Origin of the sequence: Tardiphaga sp. 768_D3_N2_1 (genome assembly GCF_052076105.1) — a bacterium.
In the GTDB taxonomy this organism is placed as follows: domain Bacteria; phylum Pseudomonadota; class Alphaproteobacteria; order Rhizobiales; family Xanthobacteraceae; genus Tardiphaga.
Genome location: NZ_CP197245.1, coordinates 1,615,335 through 1,639,756, shown reverse-complemented (window position 1 = coordinate 1,639,756; position 24,422 = coordinate 1,615,335). Strand labels below are relative to the sequence as shown.

Below are 24,422 nucleotides of genomic sequence, written 5' to 3'. Positions count from 1 at the left end.
GGGTGAATGCGCGCGCTCAAGAAACGTTGCGGCCGCCATGAGATATCACAGCGGCCGCGCATCAGATTGATCTCGTGGGCAGACGATCGGCGATATCAGAAGTTGAACGTCGTCGAGACCATGTAAGTCCGAGGCGCACCGAGGATGATATAACCCTCGTTGGTCGAGGCCTGCCAATAGTTGGTATCGAGCAGGTTTTCGACCGAGAAGCGCACGACCACCGGCTTGGCATTCCACGGCGATGCGAACGTGTAGCGCGCTCCGGCATCGTAACGAGTCCAGCTCGGGCCATAGACCGTGTTGGCCTGGTCCGTCCAGTATGACCCTGTATAGATCGCACGGCCCGTCAAAGTGAGCCCGGGGATGAAAGGCACATCCAGTTCACCGCCCAGATTGAACTGGGTGTCGGGAACATTGAAGGTGCGTTTGCCATCATAGGTGCCGTTCTCAGTCCGCTGCTGGCGCGCATCGAGGAACATGACGCCACCGAGCAAACGCATACCTTCAGTCACCTCGCCGAACGCGTTGATCTCGACGCCGCGATTTCGGCTTTCACCGCCTTGCGTCAAAGTGGGAGGCGTCGTCGAGCGGTCCACCAACTGAATCGGTCGCACGATATCGAAGGCGCTGACGGTCGTCGTGATGCGTCCCCAATCGACCTTGACGCCCATTTCGTGCTGCTTCGTGCGATAGGGCGGCAACACCTGTCCGCCATTCGCGTAGATATCGCTGACAATTATTCCTGCCTCCAGCGCCTCGATATAGTTCGCGTAGACCGAGACATTCTCCAGCGGCTTGATCACGAGTGCATAGGCAGGTGTCGTCGCCGAAGCGTCGTAACCACCGGTCCTTGCGGCGGTCCGCATATCGAACGATTCCGATTCCACATATTGGTGCCGGACGCCGACCGTCAGCTGGATACGTCCGTTCCAGACCGACATGGTATCGGCCACGCCGAAGCTTGAAAGATTGAATGTTCCGGTCGTGTTGGGTGCACGCACCGGCACATTCGGCACGGGAGATGGACGGGGGTTGTACAGGTTTGAGGTAAAACTTGTGCCGGTGTCGTTATAGATGCCGGTGTCAGCATCTGATGCCGACACATTGAAATTGATGGCGTGGTTGACTGGCCCGGTATCGACATTGGCGCGGAAACCGCCTTGGGCGGCGGTCCTCTCGTGTTCCTGATTGTTGCGCCTTGGCGAACCACTGAAATTACCGTTGAGGCTCGTGAGCCGTATATCGGAATAGAGATATTTCGTGTTGCTCTTCCCGATGCCTGCCTGCGCATAGGCCGTGAGATTTTCGGTGATATCCACTTCACCCTGAACCAGCGCATAGCGCGATTCCGAATTCCAGAATCCCCATGCTGGCATGTAGTTCGCGCGCCCGTCTGGCGGTGTCGGAACGGCCGGAAGACTACCGAGATCGACGAAACGCGTCATCGCCGTGGCATTGTTGTTCTCATAACCTATGTCCGCGGACAGCCGCACGCGCTCGCCGCGATAGTCCAACCCAAGGAAAGCGTTGCCGACTTCCTGGCTCTGATTGGCCAGCTCGGTGTTGCCGTCCTTGTAGCTTCCGTTGAAGCGAACGCCGAATTCCTTGAACTCGCCGAATCTCTGACCGACGTCCAGATGCGTCCCGAACTGCGATCGCGACGAATAGGTATTGGTGATCTCTGCGAACGGCACATCGCCCGCACGCTTGGTCACGAGATTGACATTGCCTCCGACACCGCCGCCGCTCGGCGGCATGCCGTTGAGCAGCGCAGACGGCCCCTTCAGCACCTCGACCCGTTCGATCGCAGCGAGAGACGACAGCGAGAATGCCGAAGCAATGCCGTAGAGACCGTTGATCCCATATCCCGTGCTGGAGACGCTGAAGCCGCGGATGTTCACCTGATCGAAACCGCTGAGACGCGGCACGGTGACACGCACCGACGGATCGTTCGCGAACACGTCGTCGAGCTTGCGCGCCTGCTGATCCTGGATCGTCTGTGCAGTGTAGCTGGTTTGGTTGAACGGCGTGTCCATCACGCTCCGATTGCCAAGCAGACCGACCTGGCTGCCGGACGCAACCTGGCCACCGGCATAGGCCGCCGGCAGCGATCCAATCATCCCGGTAGGCGGTGTCGTCGGCGTGCGGCGTTCCACAGGCCGAGGCGTTGCCCGCGGCGTGACTGCGGCATTTCGGCGCGGCGTGACACGACGTACCGCACGTGGCGTCGGCGCGTGCACTTCAACGGCGGGCAGCGCTTGCGAGGTCTGCGCGACGACCGTTTCGCCTGCATCAAGCAACAACGCAAATGCGCTCACTGCAGCTAGAAGAGTCTTTTTGTGAAGTGTAGTTCTGCGCGTCATTGAATCAGTCGCCCCAAAAACATCGCCGACTTCTGTCGACTAACTCAATGGGGCCTACAGGATGACATGGTGCGGTCACAATGCGGCGCGTCTAGATTCTATCTAATGCTTCACGCCGCTTCATACGCGGAACGCCGCATGCAACTCGCTGCCGCGCGCACACGATTTGACACAGGCGGAAAATTCTGCAGGACGCTGTTTTACTTCAGAGCCCTGCAAATTGTCAGATTGGATAGTAAAGCGATCGCGCGCCTCTCGGCGCACAGTCACGATTATCACTGGCGCTTTGATGTGATGTGAACGTGTCCAACCTGATTGGCCTGAGACGTGAACCAGACCACGCCATTCGGCCCTTTCGTCATGCCGAAAGGCTGCGCGTTCTCCGTCTTTAGATCGAAGAACGAAACGTCACCTGCCGGCGTGATGCGGCCGATCTTGTGAGATTTGAAAGCAGTGAACCAGACATTGCCATCAGCTCCCGCGGCGATACCTATGGGGCGCGTTTCTGCCGGCAATGGAAATTCCTTGATCTCGCCAGCCATGGAAATTCTGCCGATGTGATCGGAGCCATTCAGCGAAAACCACAGATGCCCATCGGGCCCAACCGTGATGTCCCGCGGGCGGGACTTCGAATTGCCGAGCGGAAATTCGGTGATCTTTCCGGTCTTGACGTCGAGCCGTCCGATCTTCCCGGCCCCGCTTTCCGTGAACCACAAATTCTGATCCGGACCTGTCATCACACCATAAGCTTCGGCATTCTCGGTCGGGATTACGAACTCCGAGAATTCACCGGTCAGCGTCACGCGGCCGATCTTGTTCGCCGCCATTTCCGCAAACCAGATCTGGCCATCCGGACCAACCGTAATGCCGCGCGGCCATGATCCCTTGTTGTATTTCGTGGGAGTCGTGGCCTGTGAGGGGATCACGAATGTCCCGTTGAATTCCCCTTTGGTTGAAATCCGGCGAATGGCGTTCTCTTCGCGTGACGTGAACCAAAGATTGCCGTCAGGGCCAGAGGTGATCCCCTGAATAACGCCAACCTGATCGCCCGGAACGCGAAAGGAACTCATCTCACCGTTCGGCATAACCCGAAAAATCTGGTGCTTGATAACTTCCGTCACCCACAAATTTCCATCGGGGCCGACGACGATCGCTTGCGGGCGCTGCCCTTCTCCGGGAAGTGATGTCTCGATCAGGGAGATTTCATCCGCCTTCGTCCCGGTCGGAACAAATGCAGTGATCAAGGCAAAAGCAACGGTAGCGGCGCGGAAGCCTAGAACCTGCATGTCGACTCCATATCGGCTATTTCATTTCAGTGCTGATGCATGACGACATCGCCGGCGCTGCGACATTCGGGCGCAGGCTACTGCAACATCGCGAGCCGCATTTCAGCGGCAAACGAGACGCGGACCTACAGGACGTCGGGGTGCGGTCACAATGCGGCGGGTTTAGAATCTATCCAGCCGTTCACGCGAGATCATATGCAGCCGGTCACACACAACTCGCGTCAATGCACCGCGAAGGCCGCGCCTCTACTTCTGGCCTTCGACCACCGAGAGAAACACCTGGCGCACGTCAGCCTGCGTCTCGCGGACGCGTGCTTGCAGCGACGAGAAGTCCGGCTCGTTGCTCACGCGTGCGAGCATCCGCAACAGGTCCGTGCCTGCCGTCTCCGGCTTGAACTTGTCGCTCACGCATAGCCGCAGCACCTGCGTGAGGTCGTGATAGAGCCGCACCGCCGGGCGCAGCACGTCGATGGCGGATGCCGGCAGAACGCCCAGCCGCGCCGCATTCTCCAGCACCTGCTGGGTGCTGACGCTGAGGATTTCGGGCTTCTCTGCAGCATGCGCCAGCTGCAGATATTGCGCGATGAATTCGATATCGACCATGCCGCCCGCGGCATGTTTCAGATCCCAGATATCGTCCTCGCCCTTTTCTTCGGCGATGGCCTGACGCATCTCGGCAACGTCATTGGCAATGATCGTGGTGTCGCGCGGACGCGTCAGCACGTCGCGGATGACCAGTTCGATCTTCTCTCGGAACGCAGGCGTCGCCGAAATCACCCGCGCGCGCGTCAGCGCCATATGCTCCCAGGTCCAGGCCTCGGTCTCCTGATATTCAGCGAAGGAGTCGATGCGCGACGCCAGCGGGCCTGCACGGCCCGACGGGCGAAGCCGCATATCGACCTCGTAAAGCACGCCATAATTGGTGCGCGTGGTGAAGGCGCTGATCAGGCGCTGCGTCAGCCGCGCGAAATACTGCGCGCCATGCAGCGAACGCGGCCCGTCGGAATCCGGCGCATCGTGATCGAAGTCATAGATCAGGATCAGATCGAGATCGGACGCCGCCGTCATCTCGCGGCTGCCCAGCTTGCCCATGGCCACGATTGCCGTCTGCTGGTCCTTGATGCGGCCGTGTTGCGCGACGAACTGATCGAGGACGAGCCCATGCAGCGTATGCGCGATGCCTTCGGCGACGTCGGCGAACGCAATTCCGGCCTGCTGCGCCGACACCGTGCCCGACAGGATGCGCGTGCCGATCAGGAACAGGCTCTCCTGCCCGAACAGCCTCAGACGATCGAGAAACTCCTCATAGGAATTGGCGTCTTCGAGCGTCGCTGCAAGGCGCGTGGACAGCTCGCGCTGGTCCGGCATGGCGCCGAAGAAACGCGGATCGATGAGGCCGTCCATGATCTGCGGCTGCCGCGCCAGCATGTCGCCCAGACGCGGCGCCGCGCCGAGCACAAGCGCCACCAACGCGACCAGGTCGCGGTTCTGGCTGAGCAGCGAGATCAGCCTGCCGCCGCGTTGCAACGCCTGCAGAAAGCGATCAAACGCGACCACCGCCAGATCCGGCTCTTCGGCATCGGCCAGCCCGACGATCAGCGAAGGCACGAATTCCATGAATGCCTGACGCGTGCCCTCATATTTGAGCGCGCGGTAGTCATCCGTCATCCAGTGCTGCACCGTCTCCGCCACCATGGCGGGCTTGCGGAATCCGAGCTTGGAGAAATGTTCGAGAAGCCGCTGGTCCGTTGCCCCCGCTTTGTAGTCGATGGCCGGAAGATGGACATTGTCGGTGGGATCGCCTTCAAACAGGCGGCCATAATGCCCTTGCACGCAATTGAGGTGCACCAGGAGATCGCTGGCAAAGGCCTCGCGGCTGTCATAGCCGAAGAAACGCGCAAAGCGCTCCATCGCGCCAACGTCATCGGGCAGCGCATGGGTCTGCTCGTCGGCAATCATCTGCAGCCGATGTTCGACGCGGCGCAGGAAATCATAGGCGAGCGTGAGCTCGTCGCGCGCCTCGACGGTGATCCAGTTGCTGGCAGCGAGAACGTTCAGCGCCTCCAGCGTCGGCCGCACGCGCAATTCGGGATGACGCCCGCCGGCAATCAATTGCTGCGTCTGCGCGAAGAACTCGATCTCGCGAATGCCGCCACGCCCCACCTTGACATTGTGGCCTTCGACGGAGATTTCGTTCTGCCCACGAAACGTCTGCATCTGCCGTTTCATGTCATGGACATCGGCAAGCGCGGCGAAATCCAGATGCTTGCGCCAGACGAACGGCGCGATCTCGGCCAGCAAGGCCTCGCCGGCCTTGAGATCGCCGGCACAAGGCATCGCCTTGATCATCGCCGCGCGCTCCCAGGTGCGGCCTTCGCGCTCATAGTAATACAGCGCCGACGCCGTCGACACGGCGACCGGCGTCGAAGCGGGATCGGGCCGCAGTCGCAGATCGACGCGGAACACATAACCGTCGCCGGTGCGCTGCTGCAGCAGCCGCGACACGCCCTGCGCAATGCGCACGAAGAATGAATTCGGTTCGATATCCTCGGCCAGCGTGTGGGCCTCGAGGTCGAAGAACACGATCAGATCGATGTCGCTGGAATAGTTCAGCTCACCGGCGCCCATCTTGCCCATGGCCAGCACGATCAGGCCGCTGCCCTGCTCCGGATTATCGGGGTCGGGCGGCAGGATGCGCTTGCGTGCTGCGTCCTGGCGCAGCAGATAGCGCAATGTCGTTCGGACGGAGGACACAGCGAGATCGGTCAGAGCCCGCGTGACGCGCATCACCGGCCAGACGCCACCGATGTCGCACAGCGCGATCAACAAGGCCGCTTCGGATTTCATGCGTCGCAGCAGATGCATGACATCGAGATCGCCGCCGGCGGCAGCGACATTCGCCGAGGTCTCGGCGATCAGAGTGGCCAGATGCTGTTGAGGATCGCAATGCAGCAGCCGCAATGCACGTGCGGCATCGGCACGGATCAGATCGAACAGATAGGGGGACGCCTCGGCAATGCCGAGCAGGATCGCCCTGGCATGCGGATACTGGTCGGTGATCGCGCGAAATGCGGCGGCATCGTCCGGCGCGAGATCGGCGAGCCATTCGCCGAAGCGCTGCTCGGCATCGGCGGGGGCGAACAGCTGCGGTCCGCTGACGAATTGCGCGGCCAGCGGGAGCTGGCCCTCGCCTGTTGCGGCTGAGGTCATGCCGACTTCTGTGGCACATTCCCCGTTTGACCCGCAAGGCCTTCGGCGGCCCCCGCCGGCAACGCCAGCGTGACCCGCAATCCCGGGTGATTGTCGCCAAGCACCAATTCGCCGCCATGCAGCGTGGCCACGGCAGATGCAAGACTGAGACCGAGGCCGGAACCGGGCAATGTGCGGCTCGCTTCCAGCCGCACGAAGCGCTCCACCGCATGTTTCCGATCGGCTTCGGGAATGCCTGGACCATGATCGGACACGCTGAGCAGCACCTGATCGCCCTCGCGCCGCGCCTCGATCACGATGTCCTTGGCAGCCGCAGCGTCCGCGCTATCGGCATTCTCGTCCGTGATCGCAGGTTTGCCATATTTGATGGCGTTTTCGACGAGATTGGCGAGCGCCTGGCTGATCAGTTCGCGATTGCCGCGCAGCGGCGCAGCCGTGGTCTTGACGGTCAGCGTGAGATCGCTGTCTTCGGCCAGCGGCTCATAGAGCTCGTGGATGCCCTCGGCGACCTCGGCGGCATCGAAATTGTCCATATTGCCGCGCGCCTGCCCTGATTCAGCACGTGCGATCATCAGCAGCGCATTGAAAGTCCGGATCAGGCCATCGGATTCCTCGATGGTGCGTTCCAGCGCCGCGCGATATTCGGCCTCGTTGCTGGATCGCGCCAGCGCCTCCTCAGCCCGATTGCGCAGCCGCGTGAGCGGCGTCTTGAGGTCATGGGCGATGTTGTCCGAGACTTCCTTCAGCCCTGTCATCAGCGCTTCAATGCGCTCCAGCATGGCATTGAGATTTTCCGCGAGACGGTCGAGTTCGTCGCCGCTGCGTCCGACCGGCAGACGGCCGGAGAGATCACCTGCCATGATGCGCTGGGTGGTGCCGGTCATCGCGTCGATCCGCCGCAGCACGCGGCTGGCGACGAAGATGCCTCCGCCCAGTCCAAGGACGACGACGATCAGCACCGACCACTTTGCGGCGTCGCCGACGATGTCGAACAGGCGTCGGCGTTCTTCGAGATCATGCCCGATCAGCAACCTGAAGCCGCTGCTCAATTGCGTCACCTTCACCAGCGCGCGATGGTTCGACGAGTCGGGATCGTCGAGCCGGCGATAGCCGGTCTCGGACCATCCCGTGGTCGCCATCACGCCGGGCGCCAGTGAGGACACATTGCCGGCGACGGATTGGCCCGCAGGCGTCGTGATCAGATACAGGTTGGCGCCAGGCCGCAGCGCCCGGTTCTCAATCGCAAAAACGATGCCGCGCAGGCCGCGCCGCCCGAACAGATCGCTCAGCTCGGTCATCTCGTCATTGACCGTGGTCGTAATCTGATCGTTGATCAGCCGGTGCGTATTCCAGGCGAAATAGCCGAGCAGCGATGCTGCAAACAGCGCGAACAGCAGCAGATAGGCCAGCGTCAGCCGGAAAGCCGTCGTGCGAAACAGTTTACCGATAGCCGTCACGGGTCACGCTCGGGACGTGCGGAAATGGAAGGTTCTGGAATTCATCCCCTGTTCTAGCAGGCGCAAGCTGTAACAAACAGGGCGGGAATATGAGATGTTGGTAATGTCGCTGCGCTGCAGGAATTTTGTCTTTCAGCCAGGTTCATTCCGGAAGACCGGCTTTTCGCAGGCCTTCCGATGCAAGTGCGAAGTCCTGCGGTCGCCGCACCAGCAACCAGTCGTCAATATTGCTGAGCCGCAATGTGGGATCGAGCCGGCGCACATGGCCCATCGCCTCACGCGCCTCTTCCATTCGGCCACCCAGAGCATGCGCGGCCGCCTGGAATGCGGCGACACGCAGAATGTTCGGCACCTCGCGCGACGCCTCCCGCAGGCAATCGAGCGCAGCATCAAAGCGTCGCGAATAGAGATGTGACATCGCGATTCCCGTATGCATCTGGAATGTCTCGGGATCGAGCGGACTGAGCCGCATGGCGCGTGAAAAATAGGCGATGGCCTCGTCATGCTCGCCGAGCGAAACGCGTTGATAGCCGCCGAGGTACCAGATCGTCGAGAGATTGGGATTGAGCACCAGCGCACGATCGACGTAAGCGACGCAGCTATGGAGGTCGCCGCCGAAATGCGGCCAGGCATGACCGCCGCGCGTCAGCGCCACCGCATCGTTCTTGCCAAGCGTCACAGCGCGCTCGGCAAGCCGCGCTGCTTCCTGGCCATCGACGACGCGATTGCCGAGCCAGCGGTTCATCTTGCGCCAGTAGAAACATCCCGCGGCCATCCCATAGGCCGCAGCGAAGTCGGGATCGAGCTCGATGGCTTTGTAGAAATTCGCCAATGCCGTATCGATCCCATCGCGCGTCGACAGATGAAAATTCGCCAGTCCGCGCAAGTAGTAATCATAGGCGTCGAGGCTTTCGGTCGGCTTCCGCTTGGCGCGTTCGATTTCCGCAAATTCAAGCTGCGGCGCGATGGCGCCCACGACGCTTTCCGTGATCTGGTCCTGCAGATCGAAGATGTCATCAACGACACTCTCGAAGCGCTCGCCCCACAGGTGCATGCCCGTGGTGGTATCGACGAGCTGCCCGGTGATGCGCACGCGATTCGCCACGCGGCGCACGCTGCCTTCCAGCACATAGCGCACGCCAAGTTCGCGCCCGATCTGGCGGACGTCCACGGCACGGCCTCTATAGGTGAAACTGGAATTGCGGGCGATGACGAACAGCCAGCGAAGTCGCGACAGCGCGAGGATGATATCCTCGACCATGCCATCGACGAAATAATCCTGCTGCGGATCACCGCTCAGATTGAGGAATGGCAGAACTGCGATCGACGGCCGGTCGGGCAGCGGCAGCGCAGCGTCCCGGTTCGCCGTCGATGTGGCGTGATCGGCAACCGCCGCGTCAGGCCGCACGGGCATTGCAGTCTCGGTCACATCGCCGACGAAACGAAAGCCCTTGCGCGCCACGGTCTTCAGCAGCCGCTGTTCATCGCCGCTATCGCCCAGCGCCTTGCGTACCGCATTGATGTGACTGGCCAGCGTCGACTCAGAGACGATCCGTCCCGCCCACACGGCATCGAGAAGGGCATCCTTGCTGACGACGTGGTCGCGGTTCTGCACCAGATGCAGCAGCAGGTCGAAAGCCTGCGGCGTAATCGCCACCTTGTCGCTGCCATGCGACAGCTCTCTGCGGTTGGGATCGAGGGCATAGCCTGCGAACAGATACGGCACTCGGCGCTCCATGATTGCCTGCGTTTTCGGCCGGCGGCAATGAACCGCCAAGGCCTTCAGGAGGCAACAGAATCGACCCCACAAGCTGGCCCGTCGCGCGTCATCGGCGGTGACGTGCCAGCTGCCCTCTTCTGAACGAACATCCAAGCGAAACTCAAGAGAAAACGAAGGTTGCGGCAAAGTCTTCCTGTGCACCGCAGCGCATGGTCCGCCTACACGATCATCACCGTGTGAAAGGGAGGAAATATCATGAAAATCGTCGTCATCGGAGGTAGCGGCCTCATCGGTACGCAGGTCGTAAGCGGCTTGAGGAAGCTGGGCCACAAGGTCTTCGCCGCCTCGCCGTCGACGGGCGTCAACACCCTGACGCGGGAAGGACTGGCCGAGGCCATGTCCGGGACAAACATCGTCATCGACGTGGCGAATTCGCCATCATTCGAGGACGAGCCGGTGATGGAATTCTTCCAGACATCCAGCCGTAACCTGCTCGCGGCGGGAAAAGCCGCAGGCGTCCAGCATCATCTGGCCCTGTCCGTGGTCGGGACCGAGCGCCTTCAGGCCAGCGGCTACTTCCGTGCCAAGCTGGTCCAGGAGGATCTCATCAAGGCGTCCGGAATGCCTTACACGATCCTGCGGGCGACGCAGTTCTTCGAATTCATCCCTGCCATCGTGCAAGGCGGCATAGACGGCGACGTGGTCCGTCTGGCGCCGGCTCTGATCCAGCCCATCGCATCCGCGGACGTGGCAGCCGCCATGGTGGACGTGGCCCTGGGCGCGCCAGTGAACGGCGTCGTCGAGGTGGCCGGGCCCGATCCGCTCCCGATCGACGCACTCGGGCGCAAATATCTGACGGCAAAGCAGGACCCACGCCAGGTCATCGCCGACATTCATGTCGGTTACTTCGGCACGCCGATCAATGATCGCTCCCTGACGCCCGATGCCAACGCGCGCATCGGAGCGATCGGTCTCGACGACTGGCTCAAGGGCTGATCCCGTCAAGGCGGCGGGGACGAAACGCCCTCGCCGCTTACTTCATGCCGTCGCGGACCATATAGCCGGCGCCACGAATGGTGTGCAGCAGCGGACGGTCAAAACCCTTGTCGATCTTCGAGCGCAGGCGCGAGATATGGACATCGATCACGTTGGTTTGCGGATCGAAGTGATAATCCCAGACGTTTTCCAGCAGCATGGTGCGGGTGACCACCTGCCCGGCATGTTTCATGAGATATTCGAGCAGCCGGAATTCGCGGGGCTGCAGGATCAGTTCCTGGCCGCCGCGCGTCACGCCGTGGGACAGCCGGTCGAGTTCGAGATCGCCGACGCGATAGGTCGTCTCTTCGGCGGGACCGCCCTGGCGGCGCGACAGTACTTCGACGCGCGCGAGCAGCTCGGCGAATGAATAAGGCTTCGGCAGATAATCGTCGCCGCCGGCGCGCAGGCCCTTGATGCGGTCGTCGACCTGGCCCAGCGCTGACAGGATCAGTGCCGGCGTCCGGTTACCCTTGTCGCGCAGACCGCCGATGACGGAAAGTCCATCACGCTTCGGCAACATGCGGTCGACCACCAGCACGTCGTAATCGCCGGAATCGGCAAGCGCGAAACCTTCCTCGCCATCGCTGGCGTGATCGGCGACATGGCCGACCTCACGGAAAGCCTTGACCAGATAGTCGGCGGATTCGCGGTCGTCTTCGATGATGAGCAGACGCATCTGGGGATCGGATTCGCTGTGGATCTTGTGAGTCTCGGTCACCATGGCGCGCACCGGGCTTTCATGCAAGGCGGCGGGATGCCCGCCGGTTATCCTTTGGGGCAGAAAGAAGAATAGGCGGTGAAGCTGGGGGAAACTTCACCGCCCATTAGCCTTTCAACGGAAGGGGGCTGTTTTCCATCGAAAGGAAGCAGTGGGAGCGAGTTTGTGGCTCGCCCCCTGGAAAGAGCCGTCAGCGGGGGCGACTATGCCGGCGACACTCTCCGTTCATGTGCGGTGATCAGCCGTTATCAGCTCTTGGCGAGAGGAACGGCCACGAACTTCGAGGAACCGTTCGAGCGAACCCTGATCAGCACGCTGTTCTTGTTGTCGTTGTGCGCGGCGACAATCGCCTCGCGCACATCGCCGGGATTGGTCACGCTCTTGCCGGCGACTTCGAGAATGACGTCGCCTTCCTTGAAGCCACGCTCGGCAGCGGCGCTCTTCGGGTCGACGCCAGTCACGACGACACCGTCCTTGCCGGCACCGGCGACACTGCTCGCGGGCGAGACCGTGAGGCCGAGCTTCGGCACATCGGTACCGCGCGACGACGATCCCTTGTCACCGCCGTCGATGTCGGCCTTCGCCTCCACCGTGTTCGGCAACTGGCCGAGAGTCATGGACAGAACCTTGTCCTCACCCTTGTGCAGCACGTTGATCTTCACCGTGTTGCCCGGCGCGAAGCCGCCAATGGTGCGGGCGAGTTCGCGTGCATCCTTGACCGGCGTGCCATTCACCGCGGTGATGACGTCACCCGACTTGATGCCGGCCTTGGCTGCCGGGCCGTCCGCCTGCGGCTCGGCGACAAGTGCGCCTTCCGCCTTCTTCAGGCCGAGACTATCGGCGATGTCCTGGGTCACCGGCTGAATCTGCACGCCGATCCAGCCACGCGAGACCGAACCCTTGTCCTTCAGCTGCGCAACGACCTGCTTCACCGTCGACGCCGGGATCGAGAACGCGATACCGACGCTGCCGCCGGACGGCGAATAGATCGCGGTATTGACGCCCATCACCTCACCCGAGGTGTCGAAAGCCGGACCACCCGAATTGCCCTTGTTCACGGGCGCATCGATCTGGATGAAATCGTCATAGGGACCGCTGCCGATGTCGCGGCCCGAGGCCGAAACGATACCTGCGGTCACGGTGCCGCCGAGGCCGAACGGATTGCCGACTGCCAGCACCCAGTCGCCGATCCGCGGCTTGCCTTCAGCAAGCTTGGCGAATGGAAAATCGGTGCGGCCCTCGACCTTGATCAGCGCCAGATCGGTACGCGGATCGGTGCCGATCACTTTGGCTGAATAGGTCTTGCCGTCATCGGTATTGACCTCAACCTTGTCGGCGCCATCGACCACGTGATTGTTGGTCACAGCGAAACCGTCAGCCGAGATGAAGAAACCCGAGCCCTGACCGCTCACGACGCCACGGCCGCCACGCGGACCACCGCGCATGCCCGGCGGCATGCCGTCCTGGCCGAAGCGCTTGAAGAAGCGCTCCATCGGGGAGCCCGGCTGGAACGGCGAGTCGCCGTTATTGTCGTCATCCTTCGATGCGACCTTCTCCTTCATGTTGACCTTGACCGAGATCACCGACGGCTTCACGCGCTCGACGATGTCGGCAAAGCCGACCGGCTGTGCGGCCTGCGACTTCACCGACTTGTCAACCTGCGCATGCGCAGTGGTGGTGAAGATATTGATCGGGTCATTGGAGGGCGACAGGCCATAAGCGGCAACACCAAGGCCGGCAACGACCGACGCCATCAGCGCAAATTTGCGCGCAGAGAACAGCGAGCGGCGGGACGCCTTGTAGGACGGCAGTTCGGAAAAATCGTTGGGGCGGTCGGACATCGAGAAAATCTCCAGAGCAACGGCGCAGGGGGCAAGGCGCCTTGTGTGATCTGAAGATGGAGGTTCCCACCTTACCGCGGGCTGGCAGGGGAATTAAGGTTTGGTAATCTGCGGGATGCAGTGAGGAATGCAGGTGTGGCGGGGTGACGCAGGGAAGAACGCGCCTGAATCACCCCGATATCAGCAGGTGCAGCGGCGGAATCAGCCGCTGGTCTTTTGACCCGCCTCCGGAAACAGACCGGCAAGGATCTCCCCGGCCATGTTGAAGGCTGCAACGCCGCGGAACAGTGCAGCGATACCGGCACTTGCGTGCAGTTCCTCAAGCGTGGCGCCGGCCTTGATCGCAGCCTTTGCGTGATTGGCAGCAGCTTCGGACGTCTGTACCAGCAGGATCGCGAACGACATCAATTGCACGGTCTTCTGGTCCAGCGCAGTCGGCGTCAGCGCCGCAATCCGCCAGTCTTCCAGCGCCGTCACCAGATCGGGATCGACGCGCATGCCGAGTTCCAGTCGCTTGGCGATCTTCGGCGGCGTGAAGCCAATCATGGCCTCGTAGCGTGATTTCAACTCGTCGAGTTCAGCACTTTTCTTCGTCATATGATTCCCGTTTTCAAATCGATCGTGTCGCAACGTCCTACTCGACCTTGGCACCCGACGTCTTGACCACCTGCCCCCACTTTTCGGACTCGGTACGCAGAAACGCGGCGAACGCATCCCCGGACAACGTGCCGGGCTCGGCGCCGACATCGGCGAGACGCTTCACCATGTCGGGGTCTTTCAGCACCTTGGTCACCCCGTCGATCAGCACCTTCGTCACATCGGGCGGCATCTTGGCCGGCGCCACGAGGCCAAACCATGACGACGCCTCGAAATTCGCGACGCCCGCCTCCGCCATGGTCGGCAGCTCCGGGAACAGAGGCGAGCGCGCTGCGCCAGCCACCGCAATCGCGCGGATTGTGCCGCCCTGAACCTGCGGACGAATGGCCGGCATGTTGTCGAACATCATCGGGATCTGGCCGGCGATCAGATCATTCATCGCCGGTGCCGCGCCGCGATAGGGCACGTGGATGATATCGATGCCGGCGCGCGCCTTCAGCAACTCGCCCGCCAGATGATTGGTTGATCCGAGACCGGACGAGCCGAAATTGAGTTTGCCCGGCGACGCCTTGGCGAGCGCGATCAGTTCGGCCACTGTCGTCGCCTTCACACCCGGATTGACTGCGAGCACGATCGGAACCGATGCGATCAACGCCACCGGCGTGAAATCCTGCGCGGGATTGAAGGAGAGTTGCGCGTAGAGCGATTGATTGACCGCGAGCGGTCCGGGCGCTGTCAGCAGCAACGTATAGCCATCAGCGGGTGAGCGCGCGATAGCATCCGCGCCAATGTTTCCGCCGCCGCCGGCACGGTTGTCGATCACCACCGTCTGTCCCCAGAGCTCCTGCAGCTTGGTGCCGAGCAAGCGGGCAACGACATCGTTCGATCCGCCGGCCGGAAACGGCACCACGATCTTGATGCCGCGTTCGGGAAACCCTGCATGGGCGGCCTGGCCGACCAGCGAAACCATGACCAGAGCCACCAGTGCAGAAACCACGTGCCGCATGCGAACCTCCAAATAATCGATTTTTCTTGCTTCGTCGATTTTATGTTGGCACTACTTAAGGCTGTCGTCAAATCGACTGATTGCCACCGTTTATTTTCAACGAACGAAGAACGCTTATTTGGAGGAGTTGTCGCCATGAGTTCGCATTCGCCTGGCGCCTCGCCGAAGCCCTGCCCCGGCCCCGATCGCCATCCGAAGCGTCCGGCTTTCGTGATGCCGCGTGGTGCCTGCGATACCCATGTCCACGTCTTCGGCCCGCAGGCCGAATTTCCGTTCAGCGAACAGCGCAGCTACACGCCCGAAGACTGTACCTATGACGACCTGATGCAGCTTCACGAAACGCTCGGGATCGACCGCGCCATCATCGTGCATGGCGGCGCGCATGGCACCGACAACAGTGCGACCCTCGCGGCCCTCGACCTCAATCCGCGACGGCTGCGCGGGGTTGCCGTGATTCCGTCGGGCCTGCCACGGCAGGAACTGGAAGACATGCACCTTCGCGGCATGCGCGGCTGCCGGATGTCCACCGTCGTCAGCGGCGGCGCATCTTTCGCACATCTGCAAGGCCTCGCGGACGAGACCTTCGATTTCGGCTGGCATCTCGTGCTGCACTTCAACAAAGCGAACGAGCTCGTCGATGTCGCCCCACAATTGATGCAGGTCCGCAGTCCGTTCGTGCTGGATCACCTCGCCCGGATCAGCGCCGCGGCAGGCGTCAACTCCGAACCGTTCCGGACCTTGCTGCGGCTGCTGGACACCGACCGCTGCTGGATCAAGCTCGCCAGCCTGTATCGCCTCTCTGCAGAGCCCTATCCGCATCGCGACATGCTGCCGATGATCGCGCGCGTGGTCGAAGCGCGTCCCGACCGCATCCTCTGGGGCAGCAACTGGCCACATCCGATCTGCCCGGTTGCGATGCCGAACGATGGCGACCTGGTCGATCTCATCCCGCTCTGGCTGCCGGATTCCAAAACGCAGCAATTGGCACTGGTGGACAATCCGGCTTCGCTTTACGGTTTCGAGAGCATCGGATAGGCCATCATGAGCACCGCACGCACCACCACGGCCGGCGCGATCCCGACCACCTTGTCCACCACGCTGGTCGCCCGCTTACGCGACTCGATCATGCGCGGCGAACTGCTGCCGGGCAGCAAACTCAATCTTGATCGCCTGCGTACGGCCTTCGGCGTCAGCCTCAGCCCGCTGCGCGAAGCGCTGTGTCGCCTGGAGAATGACGGCCTCGTCGCCTTGATCGACCAGCGCGGCTATCGGGTCACGCCGGTCTCGGCTGAAAATCTGACGGAGATCATCCGCCTGCGCGTCGAACTCGAAGGTCTCGCCGTCAAGGAAGCCATCGAACACGGCGATGTCGCCTGGGAAGGACGCGTGCTCGGCGCGCTGCATCAGCTGAGCCGCTGCAAGCGCGGCTCACGCTCGGCCGCCGAACAGGAAGCCTGGGAGGTCGCGCATCGCGCCTTCCATGCGGAGCTGATCTCGGCATGCCAGATGCCGTTGCTGCGGCAGTTCTGCGCGACGCTGCACGATCAGAGCGATCGCTATCGCCGGATTTTCCTGAAGAAGCACAAGCCCGATCGCGACGTGCCTGCAGAACACGCGGCGATGGCCCATGCGATGATCGAACGCCGCACGCGCGATGCAACGCGGATCTTGAAGGAGCACATTGAACGCACCGGCCGCAACATCCAGGCCGTGCTGCCATCTGGCTAGCATGGCCCGGCGGCGAGCCGGGCGAACTCCTGCGTCACATCGCCTTCACGCTGGCGATGAAGCCGTCTACCTCGTGCTTCAAGGTCTCGGCCTGCCGCGACAGATCGACGGCGGCGTCGCGTGCGTTGCTTGCCATGCGCCCGGTCTCGGATGAGGTCGACGAGATCTGCACGATGTGGTTCGAGACATCGAGCGTTCCGCGCGCAGCATCCTGCACGCTCCTGGCGATGTCCTGCGTCGCGTTGCGCTGCTGCGCCGTATCGACCTCGATGCCGGTCATGATCTGGCTGATCTCGGCGATGGTGTTGGAAATGCCGTCGATCGCACCGCGCGTCTCGCTGGTGATGCCCTGGATGCTGGCAACCTGCTGGGAGATTTCCTCCGTGGCCTTGCTGGTCTGATGCGCCAGGCTCTTCACCTCCGACGCGACCACCGCGAAGCCCTTGCCGGCCTCCCCGGCCCGCGCCGCCTCGATGGTGGCGTTGAGCGCAAGCAGGTTGGTCTGTGAAGCGATCGCCTGGACCAGTTGCACGACCGCGCCGATTTTGTCGGCCGCCTCTGACAGCGTGTGGATGGTGTCGCGGCTCCTGCGTGCCTGCTCTGCCACGCCCTCCGCCCGATGCGTGGCATCGGTCACGCGCCGGCTGATAGTGCCGATCGACGTGGTCATTTCCTCCGTCGAGCTGGCGACGGTCTGTACGCTGCTGCTGGCCTGGCCGGCGGCCTCGGCGACGGCATTCGCTTTCGAGGTCGTGTCATTTGCGGCCTGCGACAAGGACTCGGCATTACCCTGCAGAGAAGTCGCCGATAGCGCGACATTGTTGACGACGTTGGTTACCTGCGCATTGAAACGCTGGATCTTCTCGTCCAGATAGGCGGCCCGCTCACCCTTGTATTTCGCGTCCTGCAATTCCTGCGCAGTCAGACGTTGGCGCTCCATCCCGTTCGTCTTGAACACGTCGAGCGCAGCAGCCAGCAAGCCCACCTCGTTCGACTTTCCAGAGCCCGGGATAAAGGTCTCATACTTCTGATCAGCTACCTCACGCATGGCATGCACGATCGCCGCGAGTGGCCCCATGATTCCGTTGCGCACCATGAAATAGGTCGTCACGCAGACGATCGAGGCCAGCACGCCGATCGCCGCACAGGCCATCAGGAAATAGGAGAATGCGGCCTGCGCCTGATAATAAATCTGCATCGCTTTGGCATGGCTTTCGCCGCTCAATGCGCCGAACAGCGCCGACAGCCGTGTAATCTCGTTATTGAGATAGAGCACCGCGACGAAGCCCGTTCCACCACCGATCGCCAGCAAGATCAGCAACGCGGCGGCGACGGAGACCACCAGAAAACGGATCGTAAGATTGCTGTCGGAGAACATCGGATCGCCCACGCAGGTGACAGTTGAAGCGACCGCGAACGTCCCAGAAAATCGTCAAGAACTCATGAAATCACACGCAAAAGATGCGTTGATATAAATCAACCGCACAGCGCCGCGCATGACGCGGGAGGTCTGCAAGACGGCGCAAAGATAGAGGTCAGTTCGACTTGTCCTGCGCCTGCAGAAGCCGCTCGATCCGCGCTTCTTCCTCGGCTGTGAGTTTCGTCACGGCATCATCATCGCCTGCTGTCCTGCCCCGGCGCCGATTATGCCACCACAAGGCGAAACCACCGCCGATCAGCACCAGCGGCGTCAGCAGCCACAGCAGCAGCGTGTGCAGGTTGAGCCGCGGCTTGAGCAGCACGAATTCGCCATAGCGCGCCACCAGGAAATCCAGCACCTGCTTGTCGCTTTCGCCGGTGGCAATGCGCTCGCGCACCAGGAGACGCAGGTCGCGCGCCAGCGGTGCATCGGAATCGTCGATGGACTGGTTCTGGCAGACCATGCAGCGCAGTTCCTTCGACAGGTTGCGCGCGCGGCCTTCCTGCGCCGGGTCCTTCATGATTTCGTCGGGCTGCACCGCATGCGCGAGCGGCGCAGCGAGCAGGAACATGACGGCCATGAGGCTTGCGACAATGCGTGTCACGTCATTACTCCGCCGGCTGCAATGCGCGCGATGCCTTTGCCGGCTTCGGTGCGCCGACGCGCAGCCGCCGGTCGGACAGCGACAGCAGCCCGCCGAAAGCCATCAGCACCGGTCCCCACCAGATCATCAGCACCAGCGGCTTGTGATACATCCGCACGGCGATCGCACCGCCCGCGGCCTCATCGCCGAGCGAGATATAAAGCTGGCTGGCGCCGCGCGAGAGCAGCGCGGCTTCCGTGGTGGAGGACTGCCGCGCCGCGAAGTTGCGCTTCGACGGCGTCATCTCGCCGATCTCGTCGCCGCCGCGCGTCACCCTGAAGCGCGCGAGGCTCTCACGGAAATTCGGCCCCTGCCGCTGCGTCACATCCTTGAGCGTGAGCTCATAGCCGGCAAGCTTCGCCACGTCGTTCGGCTGCATGGTGCCGATATATTCGGTGTTCCAGGTGCTCTCGCAGACGATGCCGATCAGCGCCACCCCGATGCCGGCATGGGCGAAGGCCGTGCCCCAGGCCGCCCGCGGCAAACCGCGTGCACGCCGGAACGCGACACCGAGCGGCAAGCGGAACAGCATGACCCGCTCGCTGATATCGACGATCGATCCGACAATCACGAACACGCCAAGCCCGATCGCCAGCGGCGCCAGCGCCGCGCCACCGGTCGTCCATGCCCAGACCAATGCCACCGCCAGAAGTGCGGCGATGCCGGCCGCCATCAGCCGCTGCGTGACGCCTCTGAGATCGCCGCGCTTCCACGCCAGCAAAGGCCCGAACGGCATCGCCAGCAGCAGCGGCACGAACAGCGGGCCGAAGGTCAGGTTGAAGAACGGCGCGCCGACCGAGATTTTCTCCCCGGTCAGCATTTCCAGCGCCAGCGGATACAGGGTGCCGATGAACACCGTGGCGCAGGCCGTGGTGAGAAACAGATTGTTCAGCACCAGCGCGCCCTCGCGCGAGATCGGCGCGAACAACCCACCCTGCTTCAGCGATGACGCCCGCCACATGTAGAGCGTCAGGCTGCCGCCGATGAACAGGCACAGGATCATCAGGATGAACACGCCGCGCGTCGGATCGGTCGCGAAGGCATGAACCGAGGTCAGCACACCGGAGCGCACCAGGAACGTCCCGAGCAGCGACAGCGAGAAGGTCAGGATCGCGAGAAGTATGGTCCAGACCTTCAGCGCGTTGCGTTTCTCCATCACCACTGCGGAGTGCAGCAGCGCCGTGCCGGACAGCCATGGCATCAATGATGCGTTCTCGACGGGATCCCAAAACCACCAGCCGCCCCAGCCGAGTTCGTAATAGGCCCAGTAGGAGCCCATCGCGATTCCGAGCGTCAGGAAGATCCACGCCATCAGCGTCCACGGTCGCACCCAGCGCGCCCAGGCGGCATCGATGCGGCCTTCGATCAGTGCGGCGACGGCGAAGGAGAAGGCGATGGAGAAGCCGACATAGCCGAGATAGAGCATCGGCGGATGCACCGCGAGGCCGATGTCCTGCAGCACAGGATTGAGATCGCGCCCCTCGAGCGGCGGCCGCGCCAGGCGCAGGAACGGATTCGAGGTCATCAGGATGAACAGATAGAACGCCGCGGCGATCCAGCCCTGCACCGCCAGCACATGCGCGCGCAGCGACAGCGGCAGATTATTGCCGAAGGCGGCAACCAGCCCGCCGAACAGCGCGAGGATCGACACCCACAGCAGCATCGAGCCTTCGTGGTTCCCCCACACGCCAGTGATCTTGTAGAGCAGCGGCTTTGCGGAATGCGAATTCTCGAACACGTTGGCGACGGAGAAATCCGACGTGACATAGAGCGTCGTCAGCGCCAGGAACGCCAGCCCGGCGAACAGCAATTGCGCCAGCGCGGTCGAGCGCGCGACATTCATCAGCGCAGGATCGCGCAGCCGCGCGCCGATGATCGGCACCGTCGACTGGATCAGCGCCAGCGCGAGCGCCAGGACCAGTGCGTAATGTCCGGCTTCGGCAATCACTGCGTCACCACAGGCTTGGCAGCGCCCTGCGACATCACCGGCTTGCCATCAGAGCCTTCCTGCCAGCGCCCCTGCTTCTTGAGCGCGTCGGCGACTTCCTTCGGCATGTAGTTCTCGTCATGCTTCGCCAGCACCGTATCGGCCTTGAACACGCCCGACGCATCCATCGCGCCTTCGGCGACGACCCCCTGCCCCTCGCGGAACAGATCTGGCAGGATGCCCTTGTAGTTCACTGGCAGTGTCGCGCCGCCATCGGACACCTTGAAGCTGACGGCCAGATTGTCGCCGCGCACCAGTGAGCCCTGCTCGACCATGCCGCCGAGACGGAAGCGTTTGCCGACCGGTATCTGCTTTTCGGCCACCATCTGCGGCGTCGAGAAGAACACGATGGAGTCGCGCAGCGCGTTGAGCACGAGTCCGGCTGCGATGGCGAGCACCACCAGTGCTCCACCGATCATCGTCAATCGTCGCTGCTTGCGCGTCATGCGTCACCTTCAAGACACATGATGTTGTCCGAAAACCGCTTCACATTTTTCGGCATCATGCGTTTACCCATCCAGCCCGGAATCTTTCAGGCCATCGTTCAGCTTGCGCAGCCGCTCGGCATCCGTGCCGACCGCCTCCCGTGCATCCGCCAGCGCGCTCTTTGCCTTGTCGCGCTCACCGAGCACCATATAGGCACGCACCAGCCGCAACCATCCCTCGACGTCGCTGCCATCCTGCTTCAGCCGTGTGGCCAACCGATCGACCATGCCTTGGATCATCGCATTGCGGTCGCCGGCATTCATGCCCTGTACCGACGCGATCGTGTCTTCCGACAGCGCCGGCAGGTTCGGGCCTGATTTCGGAGCGCTGCCGCCGACGCGCGTCAGGGCCGCCATGACCACTGGACGCCACGGCGCGTCCGCAGGTCCCTTTGCCAGCATGTCGCGCCAGATCGCCGCCGCGTCGCTGCCACGCCCGTCTTGCTCGGCCGCGAGGCCCAGGAAGTAGCGTGCCTTGACCTCACCGGCATCGAGCGCGACAGCGCGTTCGAATTCGGTCTTGGCATCCGCGGTGATCACACCATTGGCGGCCATCGCCATGGCCTCGCCGAGATCGGCGCGGCGCGCGGCCGTATCGCCGGCATAGGTGATCGCATTGCGGAACGCCCGCACCGCATCGTCGGTACGGCCGATCTTCGCCAGCACCGGCGCAAGCACGGTCCAGCCGCGGCCATCGGTCGGGTTTTTCTCGAGATGCTGCTCGACCTGTGCGACGAGATTGTCCAACGGCTGGGTGGGACTCGGCGACTGGTTGCGCTCGGCGAGCGGAAAGTCCGGCATGGCAGGCGAACCGAGCGGCAGATAGAAGCCGACGGCCACTAGCGGCAGGCCGATCAGTGCCACCAGCGCCACCGCGCGGCGAAAACGGGGACTGCTGCCGACGGACGCCGCGCCCTCGGCATCGACCGCGGCCAGCAGACGTCGGCTGATCTCGACACGCGCCGCTTCCGCCTCGGTCGGTCCGATCAGACCGGCGGCGGTATCGCGGGTGATTTCGGCGAGCTGATCCCGGTAGACGCTGGCCTCGGTGCCACCGGCATCGGAGCGGGTCCGGCCAAGCGGCCACAACACGGCGAAAGTCGCCGCGGCGGTCATCAAGGCGAACACAAACCATAAGGCCATCAATGGGTTCCGGCGTAGTCTTGAGTCGATCCAAACGATGTCTTTGCCGGGTTACACCATGGCCACCGACGCCGTGCAATTGACTTTTACGGGACTGGCGCCGGCGGGCGATTGCTCTAGATCAATAGTGAGGGCAGCGCCCGCATGCCGTCCGGTGCATCAGGCTTCAGGTGCCTGCAGGCAATTCGATCCACGGAAGGAGGTCGAGTTAGACGCCGGCGAAGTGAAGGAAATTTTCCGGGTTTTGAAGCCCAGGGATCTGTTGGGCTAAAGACTGGTTGCCCGCTCCCCGAGGTTGCGGAATTCTGTTTTCCAAGCTGGGAGCTTGGGAATGATCAAGGATTTCATCGCACTCGATGTCGAGACGGCGAACGCCCACTTCGGCAGCATCTGTTCCGTGGGCCTTGTGCACTTCAAGGATGGAGCGGTCTTCAAGTCGCTGAACATCCTGGTGGACCCCGAAGACGCCTTCGATCCAGCCAATATTCGAATTCACGGCATCACACCCGATCAGGTTGCTGGCAGACCCAGTATGGCGCGCGTTATTCCGGTCATCAGCGCCGCGCTCGAAAATGCAGTGATCGTCCATCATAGCCCCTTCGATCGCACCGCGCTTGCTCGAGCGGCGGGTCGGTACGGGACGGGCGGCCTGCCCTGCACCTGGGTTGATTCCTGCCAGGCCGCGAAACGAACGTGGGATCAGTTTCGAGGGAATGGCGGTTACGGCCTCGCCCACCTGACCAAGTCGTTTGGGATCGAGTTTACACACCATCAGGCCGTCGACGATGCCCGCGCGGCGGGGCTGTTGATGCTGCTCGCGATCGAGGCCAGCGGAACGCCGCTTCACCGGTGGGTTGACGACATCGGGTACGCGTCGACGGTCGATACATCTCCCCGCAGAATTCAGGCGCCAGCTTATGCTGGCAAAAGGGTTGCTCAGTCCGGCCTGTCAGACGGGCCGCTGGCAGGCGAAACGATTGTCTTTACCGGCGCCCTTCAAATCGCCCGGCAGGAGGCCGCCGACGCTGCCGCCGCGGCTGGCTCGGACGTTGCCGACAGCGTCACCAAAAAGACCACCATTCTCGTCGTCGGGGATCAGGATCTCCGGATGACGAAAGGACAGGAAAAGAGTTCAAAACACCGCAAGGCAGAAGATATGATTGCCAAAGGCGCGACGATCCGGATCGTCGGCGAGACGGACTTTATGCTGATGGTGCAGTGATGCCGGACCTTGCTCTCACCTATAAGTCGCGCCTGTAACGGAAGGTTGAGGCCGGCAGGTCTTCGGCATCATTAAAGCAGAATCCTACGACTAGTCGTCCCCCTGCATCACTTCGGACGCAACGCTGCTAGGATGGGGCGGAAGTTGAGGGAGTTCAACAGTGCACTGGCTCACTACTTGAGCAAACAGTGATCTAAAGAGCTGCCAAGCAGACGCAGTGGCTACATCTTCGAACACGCGCTCGATTTGATTGTCTGAAAGGCCTCGAGAATTCCTTAAGCCGACCGCGTAAGTGGCACGAAGTTCAACTATGCGCGATGAGTCTTCGTTGCTCTTGTTTTCTTCATCCGTCCCCTTCAATCGCTCGCCGGCGCTGAACTCACAAGAGGCAATCTCAACATCTGAATGTGCGTCTCGATAAATGTTGACTCTGCCGTTGATAAAGTTTTCGCGCTCAACATCATCATCGATCTCCCGCTCCGCGCGGAGCAACTGAAGATCGACGAGAACAGGATAAAGTGGTTGAATCTGCAGCAGCTCTTCTTTGCTCGTGATCAC

The 24,422-nt window shown here is 62.2% G+C and carries 19 protein-coding genes; 4 read left to right on the top strand and 15 right to left on the bottom strand.

The annotated features are described in order from the left end of the window. Positions 1–95: 95 nt before the first annotated feature. The 5 genes from AB8A27_RS07440 to AB8A27_RS07420 all read right to left on the bottom strand — a co-directional run bounded on the left by AB8A27_RS07440 (position 96) and on the right by AB8A27_RS07420 (position 10,042). Positions 96–2,318, bottom strand: a complete 2,223-nt coding sequence (locus AB8A27_RS07440) for a TonB-dependent receptor (protein WP_441241368.1) — start codon at positions 2,316–2,318, stop codon at positions 96–98. Between the two features lie 320 nt (positions 2,319–2,638). Continuing rightward, positions 2,639–3,649, bottom strand: a complete 1,011-nt coding sequence (locus tag AB8A27_RS07435; RefSeq protein WP_441241367.1) for a Vgb family protein — start codon at positions 3,647–3,649, stop codon at positions 2,639–2,641. Positions 3,650–3,895: 246 nt separating this feature from the next. Further along, positions 3,896–6,859, bottom strand: a complete 2,964-nt coding sequence (locus AB8A27_RS07430; protein WP_441241366.1) for a bifunctional [glutamine synthetase] adenylyltransferase/[glutamine synthetase]-adenylyl-L-tyrosine phosphorylase — start codon at positions 6,857–6,859, stop codon at positions 3,896–3,898. Then, the gene (locus AB8A27_RS07425) at positions 6,856–8,316 is read right to left on the bottom strand and encodes a sensor histidine kinase (protein WP_441241365.1); all 1,461 of its coding nucleotides are present in this window, start codon (positions 8,314–8,316) and stop codon (positions 6,856–6,858) included. The genes AB8A27_RS07430 and AB8A27_RS07425 overlap by 4 nt, the downstream gene beginning before the upstream one ends. A 142-nt stretch (positions 8,317–8,458) precedes the next feature. Then, positions 8,459–10,042, bottom strand: a complete 1,584-nt coding sequence (locus AB8A27_RS07420) for a winged helix-turn-helix domain-containing tetratricopeptide repeat protein (RefSeq protein ID WP_441244848.1) — start codon at positions 10,040–10,042, stop codon at positions 8,459–8,461. Positions 10,043–10,291: 249 nt separating this feature from the next. Between AB8A27_RS07420 and AB8A27_RS07415 the strand changes: the two genes are divergently transcribed. Continuing rightward, the gene (locus tag AB8A27_RS07415; protein ID WP_441241364.1) at positions 10,292–11,032 is read left to right on the top strand and encodes an SDR family oxidoreductase; all 741 of its coding nucleotides are present in this window, start codon (positions 10,292–10,294) and stop codon (positions 11,030–11,032) included. A gap of 37 nt (positions 11,033–11,069) precedes the next feature. Here the strand turns inward: AB8A27_RS07415 and AB8A27_RS07410 are convergent, their stop codons facing one another. The 4 genes from AB8A27_RS07410 to AB8A27_RS07395 all read right to left on the bottom strand — a co-directional run bounded on the left by AB8A27_RS07410 (position 11,070) and on the right by AB8A27_RS07395 (position 15,236). Beyond that, a complete protein-coding gene (locus AB8A27_RS07410) occupies positions 11,070–11,795 on the bottom strand; it encodes a response regulator transcription factor (RefSeq protein ID WP_092151555.1) in 726 nt (241 codons plus the stop codon). A gap of 245 nt (positions 11,796–12,040) precedes the next feature. Continuing rightward, positions 12,041–13,633, bottom strand: coding sequence for a Do family serine endopeptidase (locus tag AB8A27_RS07405; protein WP_441241363.1), 1,593 nt, complete (start codon positions 13,631–13,633; stop codon positions 12,041–12,043). Positions 13,634–13,834: 201 nt separating this feature from the next. Next, positions 13,835–14,230 (bottom strand): carboxymuconolactone decarboxylase family protein, encoded by a 396-nt coding sequence (locus tag AB8A27_RS07400; RefSeq protein ID WP_441241362.1) that lies wholly within the window; start codon positions 14,228–14,230, stop codon positions 13,835–13,837. Between the two features lie 37 nt (positions 14,231–14,267). Next, entirely contained in the window at positions 14,268–15,236 is a 969-nt protein-coding gene (locus tag AB8A27_RS07395) for a Bug family tripartite tricarboxylate transporter substrate binding protein (protein ID WP_441241361.1), read from the bottom strand. Between the two features lie 135 nt (positions 15,237–15,371). Here AB8A27_RS07395 and AB8A27_RS07390 point away from each other — a divergent pair, with 135 nt between their 5' ends. Next, positions 15,372–16,271 (top strand): amidohydrolase family protein, encoded by a 900-nt coding sequence (locus AB8A27_RS07390; protein WP_441241360.1) that lies wholly within the window; start codon positions 15,372–15,374, stop codon positions 16,269–16,271. Between the two features lie 6 nt (positions 16,272–16,277). Then, a complete protein-coding gene (locus AB8A27_RS07385; protein WP_441241359.1) occupies positions 16,278–16,964 on the top strand; it encodes a GntR family transcriptional regulator in 687 nt (228 codons plus the stop codon). Between the two features lie 34 nt (positions 16,965–16,998). Here the strand turns inward: AB8A27_RS07385 and AB8A27_RS07380 are convergent, their stop codons facing one another. The 5 genes from AB8A27_RS07380 to ccmI all read right to left on the bottom strand — a co-directional run bounded on the left by AB8A27_RS07380 (position 16,999) and on the right by ccmI (position 22,642). Then, complete coding sequence (locus tag AB8A27_RS07380) at positions 16,999–18,342, bottom strand: methyl-accepting chemotaxis protein (RefSeq protein WP_441241358.1); 1,344 nt, start codon at positions 18,340–18,342, stop codon at positions 16,999–17,001. Between the two features lie 157 nt (positions 18,343–18,499). Further along, positions 18,500–18,988 carry a cytochrome c-type biogenesis protein gene (locus AB8A27_RS07375; protein ID WP_441241357.1) on the bottom strand — a complete coding sequence of 163 codons (489 nt, stop codon included), beginning with the start codon at positions 18,986–18,988 and terminating at the stop codon, positions 18,500–18,502. 4 nt (positions 18,989–18,992) lie between these two features. Beyond that, on the bottom strand, positions 18,993–20,975 hold the full coding sequence (locus tag AB8A27_RS07370; RefSeq protein WP_441241356.1) for a heme lyase CcmF/NrfE family subunit: 1,983 nt from the start codon (positions 20,973–20,975) through the stop codon (positions 18,993–18,995). Continuing rightward, positions 20,972–21,460 carry a cytochrome c maturation protein CcmE gene (gene ccmE / locus AB8A27_RS07365; protein WP_441241355.1) on the bottom strand — a complete coding sequence of 163 codons (489 nt, stop codon included), beginning with the start codon at positions 21,458–21,460 and terminating at the stop codon, positions 20,972–20,974. The genes AB8A27_RS07370 and ccmE overlap by 4 nt, the downstream gene beginning before the upstream one ends. Before the next feature lie 63 nt (positions 21,461–21,523). Then, positions 21,524–22,642, bottom strand: coding sequence for a c-type cytochrome biogenesis protein CcmI (gene ccmI / locus AB8A27_RS07360; RefSeq protein ID WP_441241354.1), 1,119 nt, complete (start codon positions 22,640–22,642; stop codon positions 21,524–21,526). Between the two features lie 331 nt (positions 22,643–22,973). Between ccmI and AB8A27_RS07355 the strand changes: the two genes are divergently transcribed. Continuing rightward, positions 22,974–23,864 carry an exonuclease domain-containing protein gene (locus AB8A27_RS07355; protein WP_441241353.1) on the top strand — a complete coding sequence of 297 codons (891 nt, stop codon included), beginning with the start codon at positions 22,974–22,976 and terminating at the stop codon, positions 23,862–23,864. Between the two features lie 90 nt (positions 23,865–23,954). Here AB8A27_RS07355 and AB8A27_RS07350 read toward each other — a convergent pair whose 3' ends face one another. Beyond that, complete coding sequence (locus AB8A27_RS07350; protein WP_441241352.1) at positions 23,955–24,422, bottom strand: hypothetical protein; 468 nt, start codon at positions 24,420–24,422, stop codon at positions 23,955–23,957.